The organism is Faecalicatena contorta (assembly GCF_022835095.1).
GTDB classification, from domain to species: Bacteria; Bacillota; Clostridia; order Lachnospirales; family Lachnospiraceae; genus Faecalicatena; species Faecalicatena contorta.
In genome coordinates this window covers 1832847-1855366 of sequence record NZ_BQNQ01000001.1, presented here as the reverse complement: position 1 = coordinate 1855366, position 22520 = coordinate 1832847, and the positions used below count along the sequence as shown (strand labels likewise).

Genomic DNA, 22520 nt, shown 5'->3' with positions numbered 1-22520 from the left:
GCATGAAAAAAGGGGCTCAACTTTTCAGTCAAGCCCCCGTGGGAAGTTCCTCCTTTCTCCGCCATGATACAAAAATACCGCCCGTAGTCTCGTTTGGGCGGTACTTTGTGTAAGATTGGCAGTCCATTATTAAGTTTTTTATTATGTTCCCTTTGTACACCGTTGCAACCTTTATTTTTGCACGGTTTTCCTTCAAACACTCATGAGTCTGCAAAAAATACCGAAAGTCTCTGTCTTCATAATATCTTCCCAGAGGAAAAATCCTGCATATCCCTGGTCTTGCATCGTGGATACTGCATCTTCCCTGGCTGTTCAGAAAAACACAGCTTTCTCCCTCCCCATCCATCTTCAAGTTCGGCAGAATCAGTCCGTCTGCCACATTCAGCTCTATTTTGTCTATCAGCAGCTCCTCAAACTTCGCACCCAGAGCAGTCGTCATACGGAATACATCCAGCGGATCCAGGACAATGGTATTCCCCATCCCCCGGCAGCACGACGCAGGGCATCCCTCGCATCCCCCGCAGTCGGCACGCACCATATCATTCGGCCCGTAAAGCCTTCCGTCCGAGATTTCTTCAAGTCTGACATATCTTTCCATATCCGCATCTCCTTATCCTGTAAAAATATCCTGCTCATCAAACAGAGCTGCCACTGCACTTTCATACACTGCCAGCCTTTCTGATTTTTTAATCTTCTTCGCGTACTTCGCGTAATTGGTAAATACAGAGGCCATATAAAACCAAAGTTCTTTCATCTTAAATAAAATTGTCTTCTCCCCATACAGAATCTCCTGATAATCCCGGTATATCTGGTCATGGAAAGCACGCAGCGTCTCCTTATCCATCGCTCCTCTTCCCCGAATGGAATTGACCAGCCCAGGATTGGAAAGAATGCCGCGTCCCAGCATGACACATCCTGCTTCCGGAAATGCTTCTGCAAACCGCTTGAAGTCCTGAACGGTAAAAATATCTCCATTATAACACACAGGACACTCACATCTGTCCAGTGCCTCCCCAAAAACCTGCCAGTTGGGTGTGTTCTTATACATATCCGACTGCAGTCTTGGATGGATGATCAGTTCCTTTATCGGATACTGATTATAAATATCCAGAAGTTCCTTAAAGTCACAGGAACTATCCTTACCAATCCTTGTCTTAATCGATATTCCCATATCCGTGTATGCAAATATCTCCCCTAAAAATCGATCCAGCCTATCCGGAAATGCCAGGAAACCGGAGCCCCGCCCCTTTGATACAACCGTCTTCGAAGGGCACCCCAGGTTCAAATTCACCTCTTTGTATCCATACTTTTTCAGCTTCCCGGCTGTTCTGATAAAATCTTCCGCCGAGTTCGTCAGGATCTGGGGAACCGCTTCCATTCCCTCATTGTGTTCCGGAAGGATATCATTCTTCTCTTTTGAACTTAAATGCCCGAATTGATTGGGGCTGATAAAAGGAATAAAATACTTATCCATCTCTCCGAAATATTTATGATAGGCATTACGGTATACATACCCGGTAATCCCTTCCAAAGGCGCCAAATAAAATTTCATGTTCCTAATTTTCCTTTTCTCTTTTTAGTATAGCATCCTGTTTTCTAGTGGTAAATAAGACTTTCAGCTCTATTTTCCCTTCCGAAATAATCAGTCCCAGAAGTGTAAGCACTGCTCCGGCTGCCGCCATCCCGGTCAGCTGCTCATGAAGGATCAGCACAGATGTGACAATCGTCACCACTGGTACCACATAGATGTAAACACTAGTCCGCACAGCTCCCAGTACCTGAACGGCAAAATTCCATGTCACAAAGCAGACTGCCGATGCCCCTGCTCCCAAAAAGAGAATATTCAGCAGGTTGACAGGCTCCAGAAACCTTGTGATTCCCAAGTGAAAGTCAAACGCAAAAGCGGCCGGGATCATAAAGAGAATCCCATACCCGAAGATGTGCCTGGTTGTCTGGATCATCGGATACCCATAGCTGCTGATCTTCTTCGTCAGCACGGAGTAGCAGGCCCACACAAAGGCGGCCGCCAGGGCCAGCAGATCCCCCGTCGGATTCACCGCAAAATCCTGACCGCTAAAGCTGATCATACAGATTCCGCCAATCGCAACTCCGAACCCCAAAAAGAACGACAGCCGCAGCCTGCCCTCTTCTTTCATAAAAATATGCGTCAAAATGGCCGTAAAAAAAGGAGCCGCCGAGATGATGACTCCTACATTCGATGCAAGTGTATAAGTCAATGCTATATTTTCCATCAGAAAGTACAGGCAGATGCCACATAAACCAGCTCCGGCAAACAGCCACTCCTGTTTCTTTTCTTTCAGCCTCACCCAGCCCGGTTTAGCAGCCAGCAGAAGGAGATAGCCGATTACAAACCGTATCACCAGGATTTCTACAGGCTGAAAATCCCTGAGCAGCACCTTTGTAGAAATAAACGTTGTCCCCCACACAATAATTGTAAATAACGCTGCTATATGTCCGGCTCCATTTATCTTTTGCATCATGCATCCCCTCCTTCCTGCTTTCCGCACCCATGGCGCCATTGCATTTTCTTTTCCATAATGTCCTACCTCACGATCTTTTTTGGATATCCTATTGTTAGTTATACTATACTTTCCGTAATTTTGCTTGTATTATATCTTCAATCCAGGAATTTCCAGGGATAGTGACAGCCAGTTTTTTTCTTCTGCTTCTTTCAAGCCGGCATGCAGCCTTCCGCCCATCGCCTCCGCCAGGTGCTTTGCTATGGGAAGGCCCAGGCCCGTACTTCCCTGCTTTCTCGCGCTGTCCCCTGTATAAAATCTTTCAAACAGAGAATCTGCGTCCTGTTGATCCGCCATATCCGTATCGTTTACCATCCGGACAAATATGTTGCCGGACTCAATAGTCAGACTTACGAAAAAGACGCTTACAGCGTAACGTCCCGCATTTTGCAGCAGATTCTGGAAGATCCGCTCCAGCGCTTCCTCATTCCCCCTTACAAAAACCGGAGTATCTGGAATGTCCACATTGACATTCAGATTCCTTAACTTCAGTTCCTGATAGGAATCCAGAACCGCCTCCCGCAATATCCTGCCTAAATCCGTTTTCTTCAATTTCAGCTGGTAGTCCTCCGCAGCCAGCCTGGACAGATCATAAAACTGTGCGGTCAGCTTTTTCAGCGCCAGGGCTTTCTTCTTAACCACATCCAGGGACTCTCTGTCCTCAACGTCCAGAGAGTCCCTGTCGATCAGCTCCAAAAACCCGATGATAGCCGTAAGCGGCGTACGGAGGTCATGGCTGATATTCTCAATTTGATTCAACAATTCCCGTTCCTTATTCCTATAGCGGATTTTTACTTTCCGGATCTCTGCCAGGTTCCGGTTAATCTCCTCCAGAAGTTCCTCCAGTTCCCTCTGGGGCACTGCCAGCTTTACCACCCTGTTTTCTTCCAGATCTCCGGTAATCTCACGCAGTTCCCCTGCTGCCAGCCGGACTGCGCGTTTCAGAAGCAGTAAACGCATGCAGAAATATACCGCCGCAAGACATGCGCCTGCTAATAACATATATACCATTTCTACATGCACCTCCCAGATCTAATTGATCTCTCTTTTGTGAAAGACCAAGATACCTGCCACATAGAATACCAGTATCCCGATGGAGCCTGCTATCAGGCATTTGGCTACTCCTTCCGGCGTATCCCAAAGGCAGCTGTAGCCTGACATATTAACGGATACCTCATATTTCAGGTAATTCCAGGGCATCCATTCAGAAATTCTTTCAATAGATTCTATCTTCAGGCCCAGAAAAAAACAGACCATGGGCAGCCACCATATGATTCCCAGCCACCAGAGAACAACCGCTGTTTCTTTCTTAAAACGGCAGCATAGAGCCGATGCCAGAATAACCGAAGCAAATGCAGCCGGCAGATTCACGGCTGTACCTGTCAGCAGCTGTCTGACTGGCATACTGCCTTCTGCATTCAAAAGCAGATATGCACTGCCGATATAAACGGCGAGGACCACAAGCATACTCAAAAAAGCTGCCACTGCACATGCAATACATTTTCCGGTAAAAAATGCATTGCGGGAAATACCGTATGAAATTGTATTTTTCAGAGTACCATTCTTATATTCGTCCGAAAACAAAAAGAGAACGATGATCAGGCCGGCCATAAGCAGCATCGGCATACTGCCCGTCATCATGTTCAAAGAAAATGTCACCGTTGCATATGGAAAATCCGGAGTCAGCCTGTCAAAGGCAAAGAGAACCAGATTCATCAGCACAGTCAGGCCGGCCAGCGCGGCCGTTGCCGAATAGATCTCTCTTCCATGCAGAATCCTGTAAAATTCACTCTTCAAATAATTTAACATGACAGTCTCCCCCTCTCCTTTAATTCCATATAATACTCTTCCAGCGACTTCTGCTTCTGCTCCAGCCTCATGATACTGACCCCATGTCCGGATGCCAGACCGCTGTATGCTTCCACCGGAAGCTGCGGGTTCTGTATCCGTATCTGTAAGTCCGGCATTACTTTGTACTGCACGCCGTCCATCTCTTTCTCCAATAGCGCTGCGTAGCGTTCTGGATCACTTACTTTGATCTCCAAATAACCGGCACAGTGTTCGTGCAGCTGCTCCGCTGTCAGTTCACGAAGCAGCCAGCCCTGGCTTAAAAAGCCGTAAACAGTTGCAATTTGTTCCAGCTCCGAAAGTATATGGCTGGATATGATGATTGTAATATTCTTTTCCTGATTCAGCCTTAACAGAAGGTTTCTCATCTCTATGATGCCGCTGGGATCCAGTCCGTTGATCGGCTCATCCAGGATCAATAACTCCGGCTCACCGAGCAGTGCGATGGCAAGCCCCAGTCTCTGTTTCATCCCCATGGACAACGCCGCGCACTTTTTTTTTCTCTTGTCCCAGAGCCCCACTGCCTTCAGGGCTTCCTCAGTCTGGTTCTTTCCCGGTATCCCCTTCTGAATCCGGTAATACTCCAGATTCTTTTCTACCGTAAGTTTTGGATAAAATCCCGGCGATTCTACGATCGCTCCGGTACGTTTCCTGTTCTGTTCCAGTTCCTTTTCGGAATAAGCCCCGAATAGTTTCAGTTCGCCGCCTGATGTATAGATCTGTCCGGTCAGCAGTTTTAAAAATGTAGTCTTGCCCGCCCCGTTGTCGCCGATCAGGCCATAAATATCTCCGCGTTTGACTGTAATATCAACGTCTCTGAGAGCCGTAACATCTTTGTATTTTTTTGTAACGCTTCTGGCTTCTATGACATGCTCTTTCATACTTCTCTGTTCCTTCCTTAATGTGATTGCCTCTTGACGTAAGTTATTGTAGCTCGGTGGTCTTTAATAAGTCCTCAAGAAAGTTTAAAGAAATCGTAAAGTTTATGCCATTTTAAAACCTATTCCCCAGACTGTCCGAATGTACTCATCCTCCGGATCGGCTGCCGCAATCTTTCTGCGCAGATTACTGATATGGACGTTTACCGTGTTATCCTCCCCGTAATAACCGCCCTTCCATACCTGCTCATAAAGGTTCTCCCTTGAGTACACTTTTTCGGGGTCCTTAATCAGAAGATACAGAATATCATATTCATGCATAGTCAGGGACAGCTCCTGTCCCTCAATCTCCGCTTTACGGGAGTCTGGGTGGAGGCTCAGCTTCTTATACCTGTATACCTCCGTATCCTTCTCTGTCTTCCCGGCTTCTATCTTATAACGCCTGAGGGCAGCATACACTCTTGCCAGGACCTCCTCCGGTTCGAAAGGCTTGGTCAGATAATCGTCCGCGCCGCCTTTGAGGGCCTCTACTTTTGTCTCCAGGCCTGCCCGGGCCGAGAGCACCAGAATTGGCAGGTCCAGATTCATCTCCCCTCTTACGGATGTAATAAGCTCCTCTCCGCTCATACCCGGCAGCATCAGATCGAGCAATATTAAGTCAGGTGTCTCCAGTCCAAGCAGCAGTTTCGCTTCTGTACCTGAAAATGCCTGGATCGTATCATAACCGTCCTGCACCAGAATCCGCTGCAGTAAGCGGTTGATGTCGGTGTCATCTTCCACAATTAAAATCTTGTGCCTGTCCATCTCTTCTCACCTCCATACCGTCTTATTGTACACGAAAAAACTCTGGAAATAAAGAGGGGGATTTGGAATGGGAATCTGGGGTTGTCACTTACACAAATGAGGGAAGCGTGTGATTGAAAATTGACTGTTGTAAGGTATCTTCCTAATTTGCGGGCTCTGTTATTTTCTGCCCTGGTAGGTTCGGTATTTTTGGTAGGCCAGGATCAGGCAGGAGACGGCGACGGCCAGTGCGGTTAGCAGATGCCATCGGATCTGGGCGGCGGTGAATCCAAAGCTCCAGTTCATGGGGAGGTAGAAGGGCATAGATGCCATGAAGTGGTTTACCGCACGGGTCAGGCTGTATCCTAGTATCCACATAGGGGCAAAGACTTTGAGCCAGACTACGGGTGTCAGATAGAGGGATAGTGAAACGACTACGGTTAGGAAGGAATTTCTGCACAGAGAAGAGGCTGCCAGGACACATCCGGTCAGCAGGAGCCCTCCGGCCAGGCCCAGGGCCGACATGGACAGAAGGAATCCCCCGATGCTGCCGGGGCCATAACCGAAAAAGCTGGCTCCCGCCAGGACGGCTGAGGCATCCAAACCCTGTGTGCCGTATACGAGCAGATAAATGAACCAGATATATGCCGTTACCATGAGGTATACCATGGCGGTAAAGGAAAGCGCTGCTGCAATCTTCAGACAGATACAGCTCTTTTTTCCCCGCTGTGTGGACAGAAGGATGTCCGCAGTCCGCAGTGTATATTCCTCCGCAAATACTGGAGAAAGCCCGATGATAAGGATTACATATAATAACAGGATGCCCATCATACCGTAAATTTCCTGGAAATCCTGCCAGCCATAGAAATAGTCAAACTGAAGATTTTCTTTCAGGAGCGGCTCTGCGTTTTGTTCCCACTCTTCGCCCTCGTAAAACTGGATTTGGGACGGATCATTCCCGCTGGTCTGGTTATAATTCGTCATCTGCTCTGTTACAAATTTGCTGCAGAAGTTTCCTGCATTGCTTTCTGTTTTATCATCATAATAATAGAATCCGTATTTATCATAGATTTCCTGCACCTTTTCCAGTGTCAGGATTCCTGCATACTCTGCTGTCAGCTCCCGGTCCTTTTCAATGGCCTCTTTTCCATAATAACTTTGTCCGTCAATGGTTACAGAATAGTCTTTCTGTTCAGCGTAAAGACGGAAGGTTACAAAGGCAAGGAGTAAAAGCACACCGCACCAGATTACTTTCCGGGATGCAATTTTATATATCTCTTTTTTCCAGATTTCCCACATGATCCGACGCCTCCTCAAAGTAATACATATACACATCCTCCAGCCCGGGTTGTACCGGCACTGCTCCCTCGCAGGGACAAGTTTCTGAGACAAGCCGGAGATAGATCCTGTCCCCTTCATTTCTTAGGTTGCTGACCGAAAACGCCGCATTCATCCGCAGCGCCTCTGCTTCATCCGCCCGATATTCCCATACCCGGCCTTTCACGCTCTCCGTCACCGCCCCCGGTGATCCCTGTTCTACAATACATCCTGCCTTCATAAGAAGAATTTCATCCGCTATGAACTCTACGTCGGAGACAATATGGGTGGACAGAACTACAATCCGGCTTTTGGACAACGCGCTGATAATGTTGCGGAACCGGATTCTTTCTTTGGGGTCCAGGCCGGATGTAGGCTCATCTAAAATCAGAATTTCCGGCTCATTTAAAAGAGCCTGGGCAATCCCCAGCCTTCGGATCATTCCTCCTGAAAACGTTCGGATTTTCTGCTTTTGCTCTTTTTTCAGTCCAACCAGTTCCAATACTTCCTGTACCTTCTCTCCGGCGATCTCTTTTGGAACCGCTTTGCATGCGGCCAGATATTCCAGATACCGCTTTGCCGTAAAATCCGGATAATAGCCAAAATCCTGGGGCAGGTACCCCAGCATGCAACGGTACTCGCCGTCCAGAACCCGTATCGGTACACCATTGCATAGTATATCACCCGAAGTGGGCCTGAGGACGCCGCAGAGCATTCGAAGCAGCGTGGTCTTCCCCGCACCATTAGCCCCCAGAAATCCGTATACTCCTGACTTTAACCGAAGCGATACTTTATCCACTGCAATCTTATTTTTAAACTGTTTTGTCACCCTGTCTAATATTAATTCAGGCATAATCCTTCCCCTCTTTCTATCTTTTCCAACATATAGAGAATTTCCGCCGCCAGCAGCAGACAGCCTGCAGCCGCCAGAACTCCCCATACCGGCAAATATACCGCCTTATAGGCATCTTTCAGGAACACCGGGATAAGCGCAAGCAGTCCGCCGATCAATCCCGCCGAAACCTGCCAAAAACCAGGCCAAATACTCCGGAATGCGGTCAACATATACAGATACAGTAAGTCTGACCACAGAAAAGGAACCAGCATATACAAAAGACAGGCTCCGGCACCGGCTTCATTTTGTCCGCCTGCAATACCCACAATCATTCCTAATACAAGAAGATCTGCGGCCCCGCCAAACAGCATCTGGATACATACCATCTGTTTCAGGTTCAGATACAGCGTCTGTTCCAGTTCAGCCATATTCCGTGAGAAAAGCCGGCCCAGGCCGCTCAACCCAATATTGCCGGCAAACACCAGAAATACAGCGCAGACAGAGATGGCTCCCTCTCCGTCTGCTTCTACTCTGCTGAGATATAGAACCAGCGCCATGGCTGCCACAAGTATCCCGCCCTGCAAAGCCCAGTACTTCCACGACTGAAACTTAAACTGGCTTCGGATATTTGCCGCCAGAGACGGATACTTGCGGATCTGCTTTTTTTCCACAGCCTGGCCAATCTTCCCCAGACTTTCCTTCTTTCTTTTTACATCCAGCGGAAATCTCCAGGATTCCCATTCCGTTCGTCTATCCATAAAAATCCTCCTTCGCCAAAAGCTCCTGCAGCTTGCCGAGTCCCTGATTAACCCTGGACTTTACCGCTGCACAGGATGCCCCGGTCATGCGGGCAATCTCACGGTTTTTATAGCCATAAAAGTGATGCAGAAGGACTGCCTCACGCTGTATATCCGGAATCTTCAGAAGCGCTTCCGCCAGCAGCCGGCTCTGCTCAAGCGCCTCCATGGCCTGTACGGTAGTATCCGTTTCCGGCCCCTCCAATGCAGGTTTATCCCCGGCTGCTGCCCTGCCGGATCCCGCCACATTCCCCTCGATATTTCCCACAGTTTCCGTAACCAGGCGCGTCCGCCCTGTCTCGTGAAAATATCTCCTGCACAGATTCATGGCAATCGTCAGCAGATAGCCTTTCAGATTTCTGTACCTGTACTGCTCTGCGTACCGTATAAAGCGGAGAAACGTCTCCTGCGCCAGATCATAGGCGTCTTCCCGGCTGCCGGTCTGATAACAGCAGAAATAGTAAATGTCATCATAATATTTTTTAGCAATTTCATTCAGATATTCCTTCTGCCCATTCTGAATCCGCCTGATCAGTTCCCTGTCCTCCACAAAACGCTTCCCCCTTTCTCTTTTTGTAAAACGTCTTACTCTCTATATAATCCTGTTTATAACCAAAAGGATTTAAAATAAGCAAAAAAATCCCCGATATGTACTTTTCTGCCATACCGGGAATGAATACTCATCTCTTTTTTTAATTTTATCATACCTAAAAAAGCCGTTTTCGCAGCTTATTCCATATATGTCTCTGCACATAATCATATGCCCTGTCATAAATCCAAAGCCCTGCCTGCCCTGCGGCAATCAGCCCTGCCATCCATGCCGGGGAAAGATTCCTGCCGAACAAAAGCTGCTGGAACACGATCAGCGCAGGAATATATAAAATATTAAAAATGATATACTTAATCGCCCAGAACAACGCCTTTCTGTTTACCCTGGCCTTAGTCCGGCCCAGCATCACAAACGCCTGTTCCACCGCAAGTATATAAAAGCCCATGGCCGCAAAGGATACGACATAAATCTTATTCGGCGCCACGATAAATCCGAGCAGCACCGCCGCGATATAGAAGGCCGCCCCTGTCCGCATTCCCGTCTCACGGATAATTATACCCACGAAATAGGATGCCGCCGCCAGAAGAAATAAGGTATTAGATTCTATCACGCTGCCCAGCACCATACATACAATTGTCAAAGCCAGCAGCAGTCCTCCAAAAGCCATTTTCTTAGCCTTTACATGCATGAACAAAGATCTCCTCCCATACATTCACATAAGCTATCCGCACACCACAGGTCACAGCACAGGTTTCCCGTACCGCAGGACTGGCTGCCGCCCCCGTATCCGCCTCCGTAAGGATTGTTCTGATACCTCTGGCTGTTCCACTCAAGCTGGTTTAACAACTGGCGGTACTGCGGATTACCTGGGTCCAGGTTCACGGCCTGGCCCGCATGATCCTTTGCCAGCACGTTATTGCCCATACCCATGTTAGCCGCCGCACTCAGATAATACCATTGTGCATCCCGCTGCGGCATACGGTTCAGAAGATTGACAGCTTCCTGGTAGCGCCTCGAATTGATATAATTGACGGCAGCCTGCATCTCTGCATTCTGGGGCCCGCTGCTCTGCTGGTAACCGCCTGCCGAACCGCCATAGCCGTAGCCATAACCGCCGGAGCTGCTGCCGGAACCATAGCCTGTATAGCCGCCGCCCTGCTCCCGCTCTTTCATGATCACATCATAGGCTTCCTGCACTTCCTTGAACTTCTCCTCCGCCAGGTCAGCCAGCGGATTATTCACGTTGGCATCCGGATGATATTTTCTGGTCAGATCCCTGTATGCTTTTTTTATGTCATCATCCGATGCATTCTGAGAAACTCCCAGCACATCATATGGATTCTTTGTCATTCTGATTATCCTCACTTTTCTTCTTTTGTTCCTGCATCTTACGATAACGGGTCCACACACCATCATATAATATATTCCGCAAAATGTCTACATCTAATAAACAGGGAAGCAGTTCAAACTGCGCGCTGCATTCTGCGATCATCATACAGAGAAGTTCCTTGCACCGCTCCTCATAGTCCTCCCTCCGGCTCAGTTCCTTCAGGGGGTTGTAGCATCCGGCCTTCTTATCCTTCTCCAAGTCTTCGTATGCGTCCATGATATAGATAAATTTTCCAAGGTAAAAGGCCATCTTGCGGAGCCTTCCCTCCCACAGGTCTTCCCGGAACACAAACATCTCTGCCATCAGCCTGCCGAAACACCCGGCAGTCTTGTCGATATCCTGCGTCGCCTCTTTTTCAAAGTCTGCAAGATTTTTCAGTTCTTCCTCTATCACACGGCTCTGTCTCGGATACTTCTTTACCACCTTCTGCGCCCTGCCCTTAAGGGCATGATACCCCGCAAAACCGCTTATCTTCTTCTCATCCTCCCAATCGTCCTTCTGATGGTAATAGGCCAGGAGCACGTTCATATCCGCCGCATATTCTGTCATTTCATTCTGCAGCATATTCTGCTTTTTCACTGGATGAACCTTGCAGCGATGGCTGGAGAATCTGGTTTCACTCTCATATAATGAAGTCAGCAAAATAACCGCGAACGTCATGTCATAGGTCAGGGTCAGCTGTCCCAGGCCCCCGAAGCGCTCCTTCAGCGTCCGGCACAGTCCACAGTAATATGCTCTATATTTCCTTAAATCTTTTACCTTGAGTTCAGGCTCACATATCGTTACATAACCAAACATAGTCCGCACAAGTAATGTATCCCTGATACATTTTCTCCTTTTTGCTGCATATGTATGCTATTATAACATCAAAATTTCTCATTGCAAAGATATTTTTCGGGATTTAGGGACGTAGTTTTTTTCGGGGTGGAGGACGCTCCATGAAGGGATAGCCGAAGGCCCCCGGAAGAACATACCTGTTATGAAAAATCGCGGACACGGACCTAAGTAATTCTAGTCGGGAACCGGCCATGGAAATGGAGCACTGCTGACACATCACGTGAAATCTGATGATTTCTCGCGCTGGGTCAGCAGCTTCATTGATTCGGAATCAATGAAGCTCTCCATTTTCATGGCCGGTTCCCGCCAAGAATTACTAAGTTCCGCTTAAGCGATTTTTCATTACAGGTATGTTCTTCTAGGGGCCTTCGGCTATCCCTTCATGGAGCTGGCGCATCCGGCCGGCAGGAAAAGACTCGTTCCTAAGATGGAGCCTTAGACGGGGGCAGCTTAAGGTATTGGATCGGAGGCATTTTTTATCCCCAGAAAGCTTTTAAGGGCACACTTCCCGGCATTTTGGTTATTAGGGGGCCCAATCCGCGCCGAGGCTAAAGCTCGTCGCTAATTCTCGTAACTAATTTCCAATTCTTCAAAGCGAACATGGATACTTAGCACGCCGTTGTTGTAACGCGCGCTGATTTTCCCATGCATCTGTTCTGTCAATATTTTTGCAATGGAAAGGCCCAGCCCCGTTGACTTATCTGCTGCCTCGACCGTGTAGAAGCGGTCGAACATTCTCCCGACCTGGATCTCATTGAGCCGGGATGCATGATTGGAAAAGATTATCTCACCATCTTCCCGCAGCGTGATATGAAGGTCGCCATCGCTGTATTTTACCGCATTGTTTATAATATTGCTGAAAATCCGGGATACTGATTTTTTGTCCAGCCTGCGCCTGATTTTTTCTTCCGGTATGGAGATCTGCGGTTCAATCCGGCTGTTTTTCAGAGCGGCATAATATGCAGATATACTTTCTTCCAGAACGTGATTTAATATGATATCTTCCTCATTGGCGTCCCTGTGTACTGATGTGATCACAGAGTAGCGGAAAAGTTCCTCAGTGAGCTGTTTTAACGTATCGGAACGCTCTTTTATGACCGTCAGGTATCTGCCGGCTGTCTCTGATATTTCTTCCTGTTCCAGCAGATCCAGGTAGCCGCAGATTGCAGTCAGAGGGGTACGAAGATCGTGAGAGATATTCGTAACCGCCTCCTTCAGTTCAAAATCCCCCTGCTGAAAACGGCGGCGCTGTGCACGGAGTTCCCGGAGCTGTACGTTGATCTCTTCGGCAAGCCTGCACATATAGCGATCACGGGTAGAAAGGAGGATCAGGGTGTTCGTGTCATTCTCCAGCTTCTTAACAAATTGAGAGTGTATTTCATCGGCCGCCCGGTGAAGCAGAGCGATTTTGACCAGCAATACGACAACTGTGATTCCAAGAACTGCACATAAAATACTGAGCCAGAGCATGACATATCCTCCTTTCCTTTGAGCATTCCCGGACACTCTTTTGCACCTGTTTTTGAGACTGAATTGCCGGGAGTACTCACTTTATATCCTTTTTCCGGAAGAAAAACAGGCCGGCCCCTGTTGCCACAATGGTGATTGCTGCAGAATACCCGGCCAGCTTCCATGGGCTTACCGCCTCTATCCCCGTTATCTGGAGGGATTGGCATGTAGGTATAAAATCATAGAGAAATGTATACACTTCCCGCTTTTTGCCGCTGAGGTAATTGGGATTAGGCTCCTCTTCGACCTCCACGATTTCCCCGCTTTCGTCCTTATATACGTAACCCTCATATACTTTTGGTTCATAGAGCTTTGCCCGGATATATATGGCCCCAAAGAGCAGAATAAATACCCCCAGCATATTGATCACCGCCACAAGCGCTTTGTTCTGGTTCAGCATAGCAACCATTGTGAAAATAGCAGTAAAGGCCAGCGACATAATAACACTGCACAAAATCAATCCCAGAATCACCTGAATATCCGTCTGAAAAAATCCCAGCAAACAGGTTCCAATAATCCCTGCCGGCAGAAAATAGGCTGCACACATCAGCAGCCCAGCAGCTGCACATATAAGAAAGTGCGAAAAATAAACCTGAATTCTGCCATGACCGATCACAATTTTATTCCGTATCGTCCCATCACTATATTCAGTGCCCACGAACAGGCTGCAGAATGCTGACAGCAGAATCCCGATGTAGATCGCATACACAAAAAATGAACTCTCTAGGGGAATTTCGTACCCTCCCCGATTCATATCTATATAGTTCATAACAGGACTTAAAATTCCCAACACAAACATAAATATCATACCGATCCAGAACACCTTGTCTTTTTTGAGTCTCGCAAAGTCCGCAGACAAAAGTTTACTCATAGCTGCCACCTCCTACAAGACTGACGTAATAGCTTTCCAGGCTTTCATCACGGATATTCATGGACAGCACTTCACAGTTCATTTCTGCAAGCGCCAGTACCAGCGCGGTTACATTTACACTGGCAAAGATGTCCGCCTGGCTCTCAGACAAGATCTCATACTCCAGTTCCATCCGGTCCAGCACCTTTGACAGCACACCCGTGTCTGTCACTTCCACACGCACACACTTACGACAGGCAGCCTCCAGTTCCTGTGCACTGATCTCCTTAATCATATGTCCCCTGTCTATAAAACCATAATGCGTGGCAAGACGGGACAGTTCATCCAGTATATGACTGGAAATCAAAACGGTAATCTGTCGCTCCCGGTTCAGCTTTAGAATCAGCTCCCGCATCTCGATGATCCCCTGCGGATCCAGGCCATTAGCCGGTTCATCCAATACCAGAAAATCCGGATCCCCCGCCAGTGCAATTGCGATTCCCAGTCTCTGCCGCATCCCCAGGGAAAAGTTCTTTGCCTTTTTCTTTCCGGTATCTTCCAGTCCCACCAGCCTAAGAAGCTCCGGTATCGTATCAAAAGACGGCAGACCCAGGATGCGGTACTGCTCCTTCAGATTATCCTGTGCAGTCATATCCAGATAGATAGAGGGGGTTTCCACTACTGCCCCCATTCTGCGGCGGGATTGTGCAATCTCTGCGCCTCTGCCGCCGGCCCCATAGAGCGTATACTGCCCAGATGTCGGTTCCTGCAGGCCACATATGAGCCGGATCAGTGTTGTCTTACCGGCGCCGTTTTTACCCACAAAACCATAGATTGCCCCTTTCGGAACATGTATGGAAAAATTATTCAATGCTTTAAAATGTCCGTATTGTTTGCTTAAAGAATCGGTTGTCAGAACATATTCCATTTATTTTGCCTCCTTTTATTTGATACTGGCATTCTAACTGATAAAGGTTAAGACAGCAGTAAAGAAGGCAGTAAAGAAATCGTAAAGATTTTATTCTTCTTTCAGTTTGAAACCAATTCCCCAGACGGCTTCAATATAATCCCTGCCCCCGGCTTCCCGCAGCTTCCTTCTCAGATTGCTGATATGAACCTTTAGAGAGCTTTCCACACAGTCGGGGGTATCCTCACTGATTCTGTCCAGTATCACAGACTTTGGTATCACCTGAGAAGGATTTTTCATAAGAAGCTTTAAAATCGCAAACTCTGTTTTCGTCAGATGGACTCCGCATTCATTCACACTGACAGAATGTGCGGACAAATCCATGGACAATTTCTCCCATTTAAGAACAGAAGAGGCCTCTGTACAGGATCTGTTGCGAAATTGAACCTCAATTCGTGCAAGCAGCTCCTGTATATCAAACGGTTTCGTAACATAATCCGCTGCCCCGCCCAGCAGCAGCTCCACCTTATCACTGACTTCCGCTTTCGCACTGATCACAATCACAGGAATCCCCTTTATCTCAGGAAGCACTTCCTCTCCGCTTAACCCCGGCAGCATCAGATCCAACAGGATCAGGTCCGGCCTGTTCGCCTCCAGATAAAGAAGCGCCTCTGTCCCAGAATACGCGCGGGAAACCCTGAACCCCTCCCTGGCCAGCGCCTCCTCCAGCATATTCCCGATACTTACATCGTCATCTATAATCATAATATTCTTAATCAGAACCACCTCCCGCTTAGTTACAATTAATACACTGAAGTCTATTATAGGGGACAAGGGGGATAATAGCAACTGTGGGATTACTCGTATAGATGAGGGACGCTTAATGACAGGGATGCCGGGAAGGGGATGGGGCTATATATGCCGGTTCGAAATGCACCCGTGCTGCCAACTGCTTCTAGGTCAACCGGTGCCGGCCAGGCGGGTACGCAGAACACATCACGGGAAATCTGATGATTTCCCGCGCTGGGTTCTGCAAAAACTTGATTTGGTAATCAAGTTTTTCCCCGCCTGGCCGGCACCGGTTGTCCAAGAAGCAGTAGGCGCACTCCAGCATGCTCGAACCGGCATATATAGCCCCATCCCCTTCCCGGCATCCCTGTCATTAAGCTGGCGCATCCGAACGGTAGTTAAGAGATTATTATCCGGAGGGACTTCTACGGGTGCAGCGGATGTGGGCTGACTGCACATAATCGTTCATCTGCCCGGCAGGAAATGGCACATTCCCGGGTGGTATATTAGTCCAAGTGGATCGGAAATGTTTAAAAACTTACTGGGAATAAAAGTTCCACCAATTCACTTCCCATACGCTGCCCCGTCTAAGGAACCTCCATGGAAACGGGTTTCACTTCCCGTCGGATGCACCAGCTCGAGGAAGGGAGAGCTGTGAGCCTTCAGAAGAATATGCCTGTCCTTTCTATACGCTAAAGCGGATCTTAGAAATACCAGGCGTGGTACAGCCGTGAAAATGGAGAGATTTTTTGATCCCGAATCAAAAAATCAGCTGACCCAGCGCGAGAAATCATCAGATTTCTCACGATGTGTCAGCTGTGCTCCATTTTCGCGGCTGTACCATGCCTGGTATTTCTTAGGTCCGTGTCCGCGTATAGAAAGGACAGGTATATTCTTCTGAAGGCTCACGGCTCTCCCTTCCTCGAGCGTCCCATCCGCCAAAAAAGTATCTCGTTACCGTTCCCCCGCATAAGGCAGTCTTCCAAACCTGATCTTCACATATTCCTTTATAATCTCCCCAGTCTTTTCAAATCCGACTTTACCGCTGTCGATACTCAAGTCATAATTCTTCGCATCATCCCATTCCAGACCTGTATAGTACCTATGAAAATTCCCCCGGTATTTATCAATTTCTTCCACATACCGCTCCAGCTCTTTTCCGGTCAGCGCAACGCGCTCTCCTGCCCTGTCCAGGCAGAATTGCTTGTTCGCATGTACAAAAACGCTGATTGCATTGGGATTATCACGGAGCACAAACCCGGCGCAGCGCCCGATAATCACACAGGATTCTTTTTCCGCCAGTTCCTTCATAATCTTTGCCTGATAGTAAAACAGGTTCTCGGTCGAAACAAAGTTGTCCCGGCCCGGAGGAATCAACTGTCCGTCATAGATATGCTTGGATATCCCGAACAGTTTGCCCGACTGGATCTTTTCATCGGCCTCGTTAAATAATGCTTCGTTAATTCCGCTGTCATCCGATGCCATTCGCAGGATGTTTCTTCCATAGCATGGAATGCCAAGTTCTCTGGCAAGATCTTCACCAATCGTCTTTCCACCGCTTCCAAACTGCCTCTGAATTGTAATAATAATGTTGTCCACAAGTACACCCCCTCTTATTCACCCAGATAAGCTTTCTTAATTGACTCATCGTTCATCAGTGCTTTCGCTTCTCCTGTAAGCACTATATTCCCGGTTTCAAGAACATATGCTCTGTCTGCAATTCCCAATGCCTTTTTTGCATTTTGTTCCACGAGCAGCACGGTTGTGCCGCCGGCGCTTACTTCTTTGATGATATCAAATATTTCATTTACGAAGATGGGGGAAAGTCCCATGGAAGGTTCATCCATCAGAATGATTTTCGGATGGCTCATCAGCGCCCTCCCCATAGCAAGCATCTGCTGCTCGCCGCCACTTAAGGTTCCTGCCGCCTGGTTCCTGCGCTCCTTCAGCCTCGGGAAACGCTTATATACCATCTCTAGTGTCTGTTCTATCTCCGTTTTATCTGATCTTGTATAGGCTCCAAGCTTCAGGTTCTCATATACTGAAAGCTGCGCAAACACACGTCTTCCTTCCGGTACGTGCGCCATTCCCATGGATACAATCTTATGGGCAGGTGTCTTCGTGATATCGGTTCCCTCGAATTCTATTCTTCCGGCTTTTGGTGCAATCAACCCTGTAACTGTGTGGAGAATCGTCGTTTTCCCCGCACCATTTGCCCCAATCAGCGCGATGACCTCGCCTTCTTTTACTTCGAAGGATATCCCTTTGATTGCCTGGATTACCCCGTAATATACTTCCAAATCTGTAATTTTCAACATTGACAACTATATCCCCTCCTATTCGCCTAAGTAAGCCGTAATTACTTCCGGATTACTGAGCACTTCTTTTGTATCTCCCTGGGCAAGCACCTGTCCAAAGTTCAGTACCGTCAGCTTCTCACAGATTCCGCTGACCAGCTTCATATCATGCTCAATCAGAAGGATCGTCATCTTGAATTCTTTTTGTACAAACTTGATCGTATCCATCAGTTCATTCGTCTCGTTCGGGTTCATGCCGGCCGCAGGTTCGTCCAGCAGCAGGAGCTTTGGATTCGTTGCAAGAGCTCTTGCGATCTCCAGCTTCCGCTGTTTTCCATAGGGAAGATTGGATGCAAGATATTCCGACTCTTTATCAAGATCGAAGACCTTTAATAATTCCATCGCTCTTTCGTCCATCTCTTTTTCCACCCTGTGGTAGCGTGGAAGCCTCAGAATCCCCTCCACGGTACTGTAACGATGTCCATTGTGGAGGCCTGCCTTTACATTATCCCGGACAGTCAATGCTGAAAAAAGGCGGATATTCTGAAAGGTCCGGGCCACACCGGCTCTGTTAATGTCGATGGTTTTTTTCCCTGTTATATCTTTGCCGTCGAGGAGGATCTTGCCTTCCGTCGGTTGGTAGACACCTGTCAGCAAATTAAAAATGGTTGTCTTACCCGCTCCGTTCGGCCCAATCAGCCCATAGAGCTGGCCAGGTTCGACAGCGACATCGAAAGCGTCTACCGCACGGAGACCTCCGAATGAGATACCCAGATTCTTTACTTCTAATAGAGCCATCTTAGTTCCCTCCCTTCGCTGCATGGTCTTTTCTGCCAAATAACTTCTTCAGGGAATGGCGCGCCTTCCAGTCCTGAGCCTTAGGGCTCCAGTTAAAGAGCATCATAACAATCAATACGACCGCATAGATCAGCATACGGTAATCATTGAGCCCGCGGAGCACTTCCGGAAGAAGGGTAAGAATGACTGCCGCAATAATAGATCCGCGCATATTTCCAATTCCGCCGAGCACCACAAATACCAGAATCATGATGGACATATTGTATCCAAAATTTTTCGGAAGCGCTGTCAGTGTTGCAAGGTTATGTGCATAGAGGACGCCCGCCACACCTGCAAGACTGGCAGAGATTGCGAATGCCATTAATTTATATTTTGTAATATTGATTCCGATAGATTCTGCAGCAATACGGTTATCGCGGATCGCCATAACTGCACGTCCATCCCTGGAATTCATCAGATTAAGAATGATAAACAAGGTAATCAAAACCAGAATCACGCCGATTGTAAATGTAGAATTCTTCGGTGTTCCTGAGATTCCCTGCGCACCTTTTATGATTACTTCGCCGCCCGCTTCAAGGTTGAGCGACATCTGGTCCTTCAATGAAAAATGGAATCCGGATGAATCTTTTCCAACGTATAAAACATTCATCACATTTTTAATAATTTCCCCAAATGCCAGCGTCACAATCGCCAGATAATCTCCGCGCAGGCGAAGAACTGGAATTCCGATTAATATACCGAAAACTGCCGCCACCAGCGCACCAATCAGAATGGCCAGGAAAAAACGAAGCCCGTCCGGCATGGTTCCAAAGGTGCACTTTGAAAAAAAGGCTCCGGTAAACGCACCGATACACATGAAGCCCGCATGTCCAAGACTCAGTTCCCCCAGCACACCCACCGTAAGATTCAGGGAGAGCGCAAGAATAACATAAGTGCAAAGCGGCACTAAAAGCCCCTGCATCAGGTTGGACATGCTGCCCGATAATACGAATATCTGCACAATAATATAGGCCAGAATCACTATGCCATATGTAATAAAATTATTTTTTGTAGTCTTTAGCATCTTCTTTTTCATCTGTCCCACCTACACTTTCTCATTGATCTTCTTGCCCAGAATACCGGTAGGCTTCACAAGCAGCACAATAATCAGGACACCAAAAACAATTGCATCCGAAAGCTGTGAGGAGATATATGCCTTGGAAAGGATCTCGATCACACCAAGAATCACACCGCCGAGAAGTGCGCCCGGGATAGAACCGATTCCTCCAAACACCGCTGCTACAAACGCCTTAATACCCGGCATGGAGCCTGTATAAGGCGTCAGGGATGGATATGCAGAACACAAGAGCACGCCTGCAATTGCTGCCAGGCCGGAACCGATCGCGAATGTAAGGGAAATCGTCTTGTTGACATTTACCCCCATCAGCTGCGCTGCACCTTTATCCTCGGATACAGCCAGCATGGCCTGCCCTGGTTTTGTTTTCATAAACATAGTCAGGATAATCATAATTACAAGACATGTTACAATCGTCACAATCGTCTCTCCTGAGATAATCAGCTTACCGCCCGCCAGATTCAGCGCCGGAACCTTCACCACAGATGTGAAGGATTTCGGATTTGCACCAAATAAAAGGAGCGCAATGTTTTGTAAAAAGTAACTGACACCAATCGCAGTAATCAGTACGGCCAGCGGCGAAGCTCCTCTAAGCGGCTTGTATGCCAGTCTTTCAATCACGATACCAAGTATGGTACAGATTACAACAGACAGTAAAACTGCCAGCAGCGGATTCATCCCTGTTGCGCTCGTAGTTATGAACACAACAAAACTGCCAATCATAATGACATCACCATGAGCGAAGTTCAACATCTTGGCAATACCATAAACCATGGTATATCCCAGCGCTATGATCGCATAGACACTGCCAAGGCTTATGCCATTAATTAAATACGACAAAAAACTCATAAGGCACCTCTTTCTCATTCTTTTTTCTCACAAAAGTATAGCATATACGGGCGATTCCGACAATATTTTTATGCAATCCCGTTTTCTCTGTAAAAAAGAACGAAGAACCACATGCCGGCAGTTCTCCGCTCTCTTTTGCCTTTTTTCTGTTATTACTTGCTTTAGCTCTGCTATTACATCGCTTTATATGCACCGTCTGTGATGACAACTGCTTTTGGAGACTTGTTCGGTTCTCCGTCAGCTGTCCATGTAATTCCTTCTTCTCCGCCGGTCAAACCTTCAATCTTGATTGCTGTCATGCCTTTTTTAGCCGCCTCGCAGATGTCAGAAGCGCTCATGTCCGGAGTCACATTCTCCGCTTCAAATGCAGCCTTCAGCGCATACATTCCATCATAAGCGTCTGCTGCAAACTGGTTCGGGATGTCGCCGTATTTTTCTTTGTATGCAGAAACAAATTTCTGTGTTGCCTCATCCTCTGCATCTGCTGCAAATGGTGTAAGAAGCATTACGCCTTCCGCGAGTGATGTATCAAAGTTCTCAACGGCAAGAATTCCATCCAGGCCGTCGCAGCCGAAGAATTTCGTATCGAATCCAGATTTTTTAGCCTGGTCAAGGATCAGAGATGCTTCGGTATAGTAGATTGGCAGGAATACCAATTCCGCACCCGCATCTTTGGCTTTCTGAATCTGTGTAGAGAAGTCTTTGTTGTTGTCGGCGGTAAATGCTTCTGCTGCAACAATCTCAAAATCCTGATTCTTTGCTTCTTCTGCAAACTTTTCATAAATACCGGATGAATATACATCAGAGCTGTCATAGATTACAGCTACCTTTGACGCCAGCTTATTCTCTCCGATATATTTAGCGGATGCCAGCCCCTGGTTAGGATCTGAGAAGCATACGCGGAATGCGTTGTCGTACTGTACACATTCTACTGCTGAACCGGATGGTGTTAGTAAGAACATGTTGTCTGCATATGCCTCATTGGCTACTGCAACACACGGCGTGGATGTTACAGTCCCAAGCAGCGCCTGCATCCCCCAGTCTTTCAGTGTGTTATAAGCATTAACAGCCTTTTCCGCATCGTGCTCATCATCCTGGAAGTTCAGTTCAATCTGCTTGCCATTGATGCCGCCTGCCTCATTAATCTCAGCGACTGCCAGCTCTGCTGCGTTTTTCACTGCCTGTCCGTAAACAGCCACTCCGCCTGTGGTTGGTCCGATGCCTCCAATCTTGAAGGTATCGCCGTCAGAAGAACCTGAATCCGTGCTCTCTGCAGAGCTCTTTGAGGTACTGTCTTTGGCACTGTCATCGGCACTCTTTTCTTTGCCTCCGCATCCTGCTGCTCCAAGCACCATCATGCCTGCCAAAAGAATGCTTAAAATTGCTTTTCCTTTTTTCATAAAAAATTCCTCCCTTTTGTTTTATTTATGATACCTTCGAAATTCTGTTTTGTCAATAGACTTTCTTACCTGAAAGACAAGCTTCTGACTGATATAAAAAAATATTTCAAAGGTCCTTTTAACAATATGAATCGCAGGTAATTATCAGACACTAACTTTATCCGACTGCTATAAAAAATCTGATTTATACTGCCGCTCTGCTTCTAATTTCGCAACTTTCACGTAAAATCCG

Annotated in this window: 24 protein-coding genes; all 24 read right to left on the bottom strand. The window is 47.6% G+C overall.

Going from position 1 to position 22520, the window contains the following annotated elements:
* Window positions 1–28: 28 nt before the first annotated feature.
* A complete protein-coding gene (locus MWG26_RS08260) occupies window positions 29–598 on the bottom strand; it encodes a YkgJ family cysteine cluster protein (protein ID WP_240285667.1) in 570 nt (189 codons plus the stop codon).
* 12 nt (window positions 599–610) lie between these two features.
* On the bottom strand, window positions 611–1552 hold the full coding sequence (locus MWG26_RS08255) for a tRNA dihydrouridine synthase (RefSeq protein ID WP_025655535.1): 942 nt from the start codon (window positions 1550–1552) through the stop codon (window positions 611–613).
* Window positions 1553–1556: 4 nt separating this feature from the next.
* Window positions 1557–2501, bottom strand: coding sequence for a DMT family transporter (locus MWG26_RS08250; RefSeq protein WP_330587719.1), 945 nt, complete (start codon window positions 2499–2501; stop codon window positions 1557–1559).
* A gap of 129 nt (window positions 2502–2630) precedes the next feature.
* Complete coding sequence (locus MWG26_RS08245) at window positions 2631–3551, bottom strand: sensor histidine kinase (RefSeq protein ID WP_025655533.1); 921 nt, start codon at window positions 3549–3551, stop codon at window positions 2631–2633.
* A 21-nt stretch (window positions 3552–3572) separates the two neighbouring features.
* Window positions 3573–4349, bottom strand: a complete 777-nt coding sequence (locus MWG26_RS08240; protein ID WP_025655532.1) for an ABC transporter permease — start codon at window positions 4347–4349, stop codon at window positions 3573–3575.
* The gene (locus MWG26_RS08235) at window positions 4343–5269 is read right to left on the bottom strand and encodes an ABC transporter ATP-binding protein (protein ID WP_025655531.1); all 927 of its coding nucleotides are present in this window, start codon (window positions 5267–5269) and stop codon (window positions 4343–4345) included. Before MWG26_RS08235 ends, MWG26_RS08240 begins: the two co-directional genes overlap by 7 nt.
* 102 nt (window positions 5270–5371) lie before the next feature.
* Window positions 5372–6070, bottom strand: a complete 699-nt coding sequence (locus MWG26_RS08230) for a response regulator transcription factor (RefSeq protein WP_025655530.1) — start codon at window positions 6068–6070, stop codon at window positions 5372–5374.
* A 159-nt stretch (window positions 6071–6229) separates the two neighbouring features.
* Window positions 6230–7348: an ABC transporter permease subunit gene (locus MWG26_RS08225; RefSeq protein WP_044926703.1), complete on the bottom strand. Its 1119-nt coding sequence runs from the start codon at window positions 7346–7348 to the stop codon at window positions 6230–6232.
* A complete protein-coding gene (locus MWG26_RS08220) occupies window positions 7317–8219 on the bottom strand; it encodes an ABC transporter ATP-binding protein (protein WP_117440940.1) in 903 nt (300 codons plus the stop codon). The genes MWG26_RS08225 and MWG26_RS08220 overlap by 32 nt, the downstream gene beginning before the upstream one ends.
* Entirely contained in the window at window positions 8207–8959 is a 753-nt protein-coding gene (locus MWG26_RS08215) for a hypothetical protein (protein ID WP_025655529.1), read from the bottom strand. Before MWG26_RS08215 ends, MWG26_RS08220 begins: the two co-directional genes overlap by 13 nt.
* The gene (locus tag MWG26_RS08210) at window positions 8952–9548 is read right to left on the bottom strand and encodes an RNA polymerase sigma factor (RefSeq protein WP_117440941.1); all 597 of its coding nucleotides are present in this window, start codon (window positions 9546–9548) and stop codon (window positions 8952–8954) included. Before MWG26_RS08210 ends, MWG26_RS08215 begins: the two co-directional genes overlap by 8 nt.
* A gap of 157 nt (window positions 9549–9705) precedes the next feature.
* Entirely contained in the window at window positions 9706–10236 is a 531-nt protein-coding gene (locus MWG26_RS08205) for a hypothetical protein (protein WP_025655528.1), read from the bottom strand.
* Window positions 10227–10898: a J domain-containing protein gene (locus tag MWG26_RS08200; RefSeq protein ID WP_025655527.1), complete on the bottom strand. Its 672-nt coding sequence runs from the start codon at window positions 10896–10898 to the stop codon at window positions 10227–10229. Before MWG26_RS08200 ends, MWG26_RS08205 begins: the two co-directional genes overlap by 10 nt.
* Window positions 10879–11736, bottom strand: coding sequence for a DUF5685 family protein (locus MWG26_RS08195; RefSeq protein ID WP_025655526.1), 858 nt, complete (start codon window positions 11734–11736; stop codon window positions 10879–10881). The genes MWG26_RS08200 and MWG26_RS08195 overlap by 20 nt, the downstream gene beginning before the upstream one ends.
* Before the next feature lie 600 nt (window positions 11737–12336).
* Window positions 12337–13245, bottom strand: a complete 909-nt coding sequence (locus MWG26_RS08190; protein WP_025655525.1) for a sensor histidine kinase — start codon at window positions 13243–13245, stop codon at window positions 12337–12339.
* Between the two features lie 76 nt (window positions 13246–13321).
* Window positions 13322–14155: an ABC transporter permease gene (locus tag MWG26_RS08185; protein ID WP_025655524.1), complete on the bottom strand. Its 834-nt coding sequence runs from the start codon at window positions 14153–14155 to the stop codon at window positions 13322–13324.
* The gene (locus MWG26_RS08180) at window positions 14148–15062 is read right to left on the bottom strand and encodes an ABC transporter ATP-binding protein (RefSeq protein ID WP_025655523.1); all 915 of its coding nucleotides are present in this window, start codon (window positions 15060–15062) and stop codon (window positions 14148–14150) included. Before MWG26_RS08180 ends, MWG26_RS08185 begins: the two co-directional genes overlap by 8 nt.
* A 90-nt stretch (window positions 15063–15152) precedes the next feature.
* A complete protein-coding gene (locus MWG26_RS08175; protein WP_025655522.1) occupies window positions 15153–15818 on the bottom strand; it encodes a response regulator transcription factor in 666 nt (221 codons plus the stop codon).
* Between the two features lie 966 nt (window positions 15819–16784).
* Window positions 16785–17429: a cytidylate kinase-like family protein gene (locus tag MWG26_RS08170; RefSeq protein WP_025655521.1), complete on the bottom strand. Its 645-nt coding sequence runs from the start codon at window positions 17427–17429 to the stop codon at window positions 16785–16787.
* Window positions 17430–17443: 14 nt separating this feature from the next.
* Window positions 17444–18148, bottom strand: a complete 705-nt coding sequence (locus MWG26_RS08165) for an ABC transporter ATP-binding protein (RefSeq protein ID WP_330587739.1) — start codon at window positions 18146–18148, stop codon at window positions 17444–17446.
* 18 nt (window positions 18149–18166) lie between these two features.
* Complete coding sequence (locus MWG26_RS08160; protein WP_025655519.1) at window positions 18167–18925, bottom strand: ABC transporter ATP-binding protein; 759 nt, start codon at window positions 18923–18925, stop codon at window positions 18167–18169.
* A 1-nt stretch (window position 18926) separates the two neighbouring features.
* Complete coding sequence (locus MWG26_RS08155) at window positions 18927–20000, bottom strand: branched-chain amino acid ABC transporter permease (RefSeq protein ID WP_025655518.1); 1074 nt, start codon at window positions 19998–20000, stop codon at window positions 18927–18929.
* Window positions 20001–20009: 9 nt separating this feature from the next.
* Window positions 20010–20888 (bottom strand): branched-chain amino acid ABC transporter permease, encoded by an 879-nt coding sequence (locus MWG26_RS08150; RefSeq protein WP_025655517.1) that lies wholly within the window; start codon window positions 20886–20888, stop codon window positions 20010–20012.
* A gap of 173 nt (window positions 20889–21061) precedes the next feature.
* Window positions 21062–22288: an ABC transporter substrate-binding protein gene (locus tag MWG26_RS08145; protein WP_117440945.1), complete on the bottom strand. Its 1227-nt coding sequence runs from the start codon at window positions 22286–22288 to the stop codon at window positions 21062–21064.
* Window positions 22289–22520: the final 232 nt, after the last annotated feature.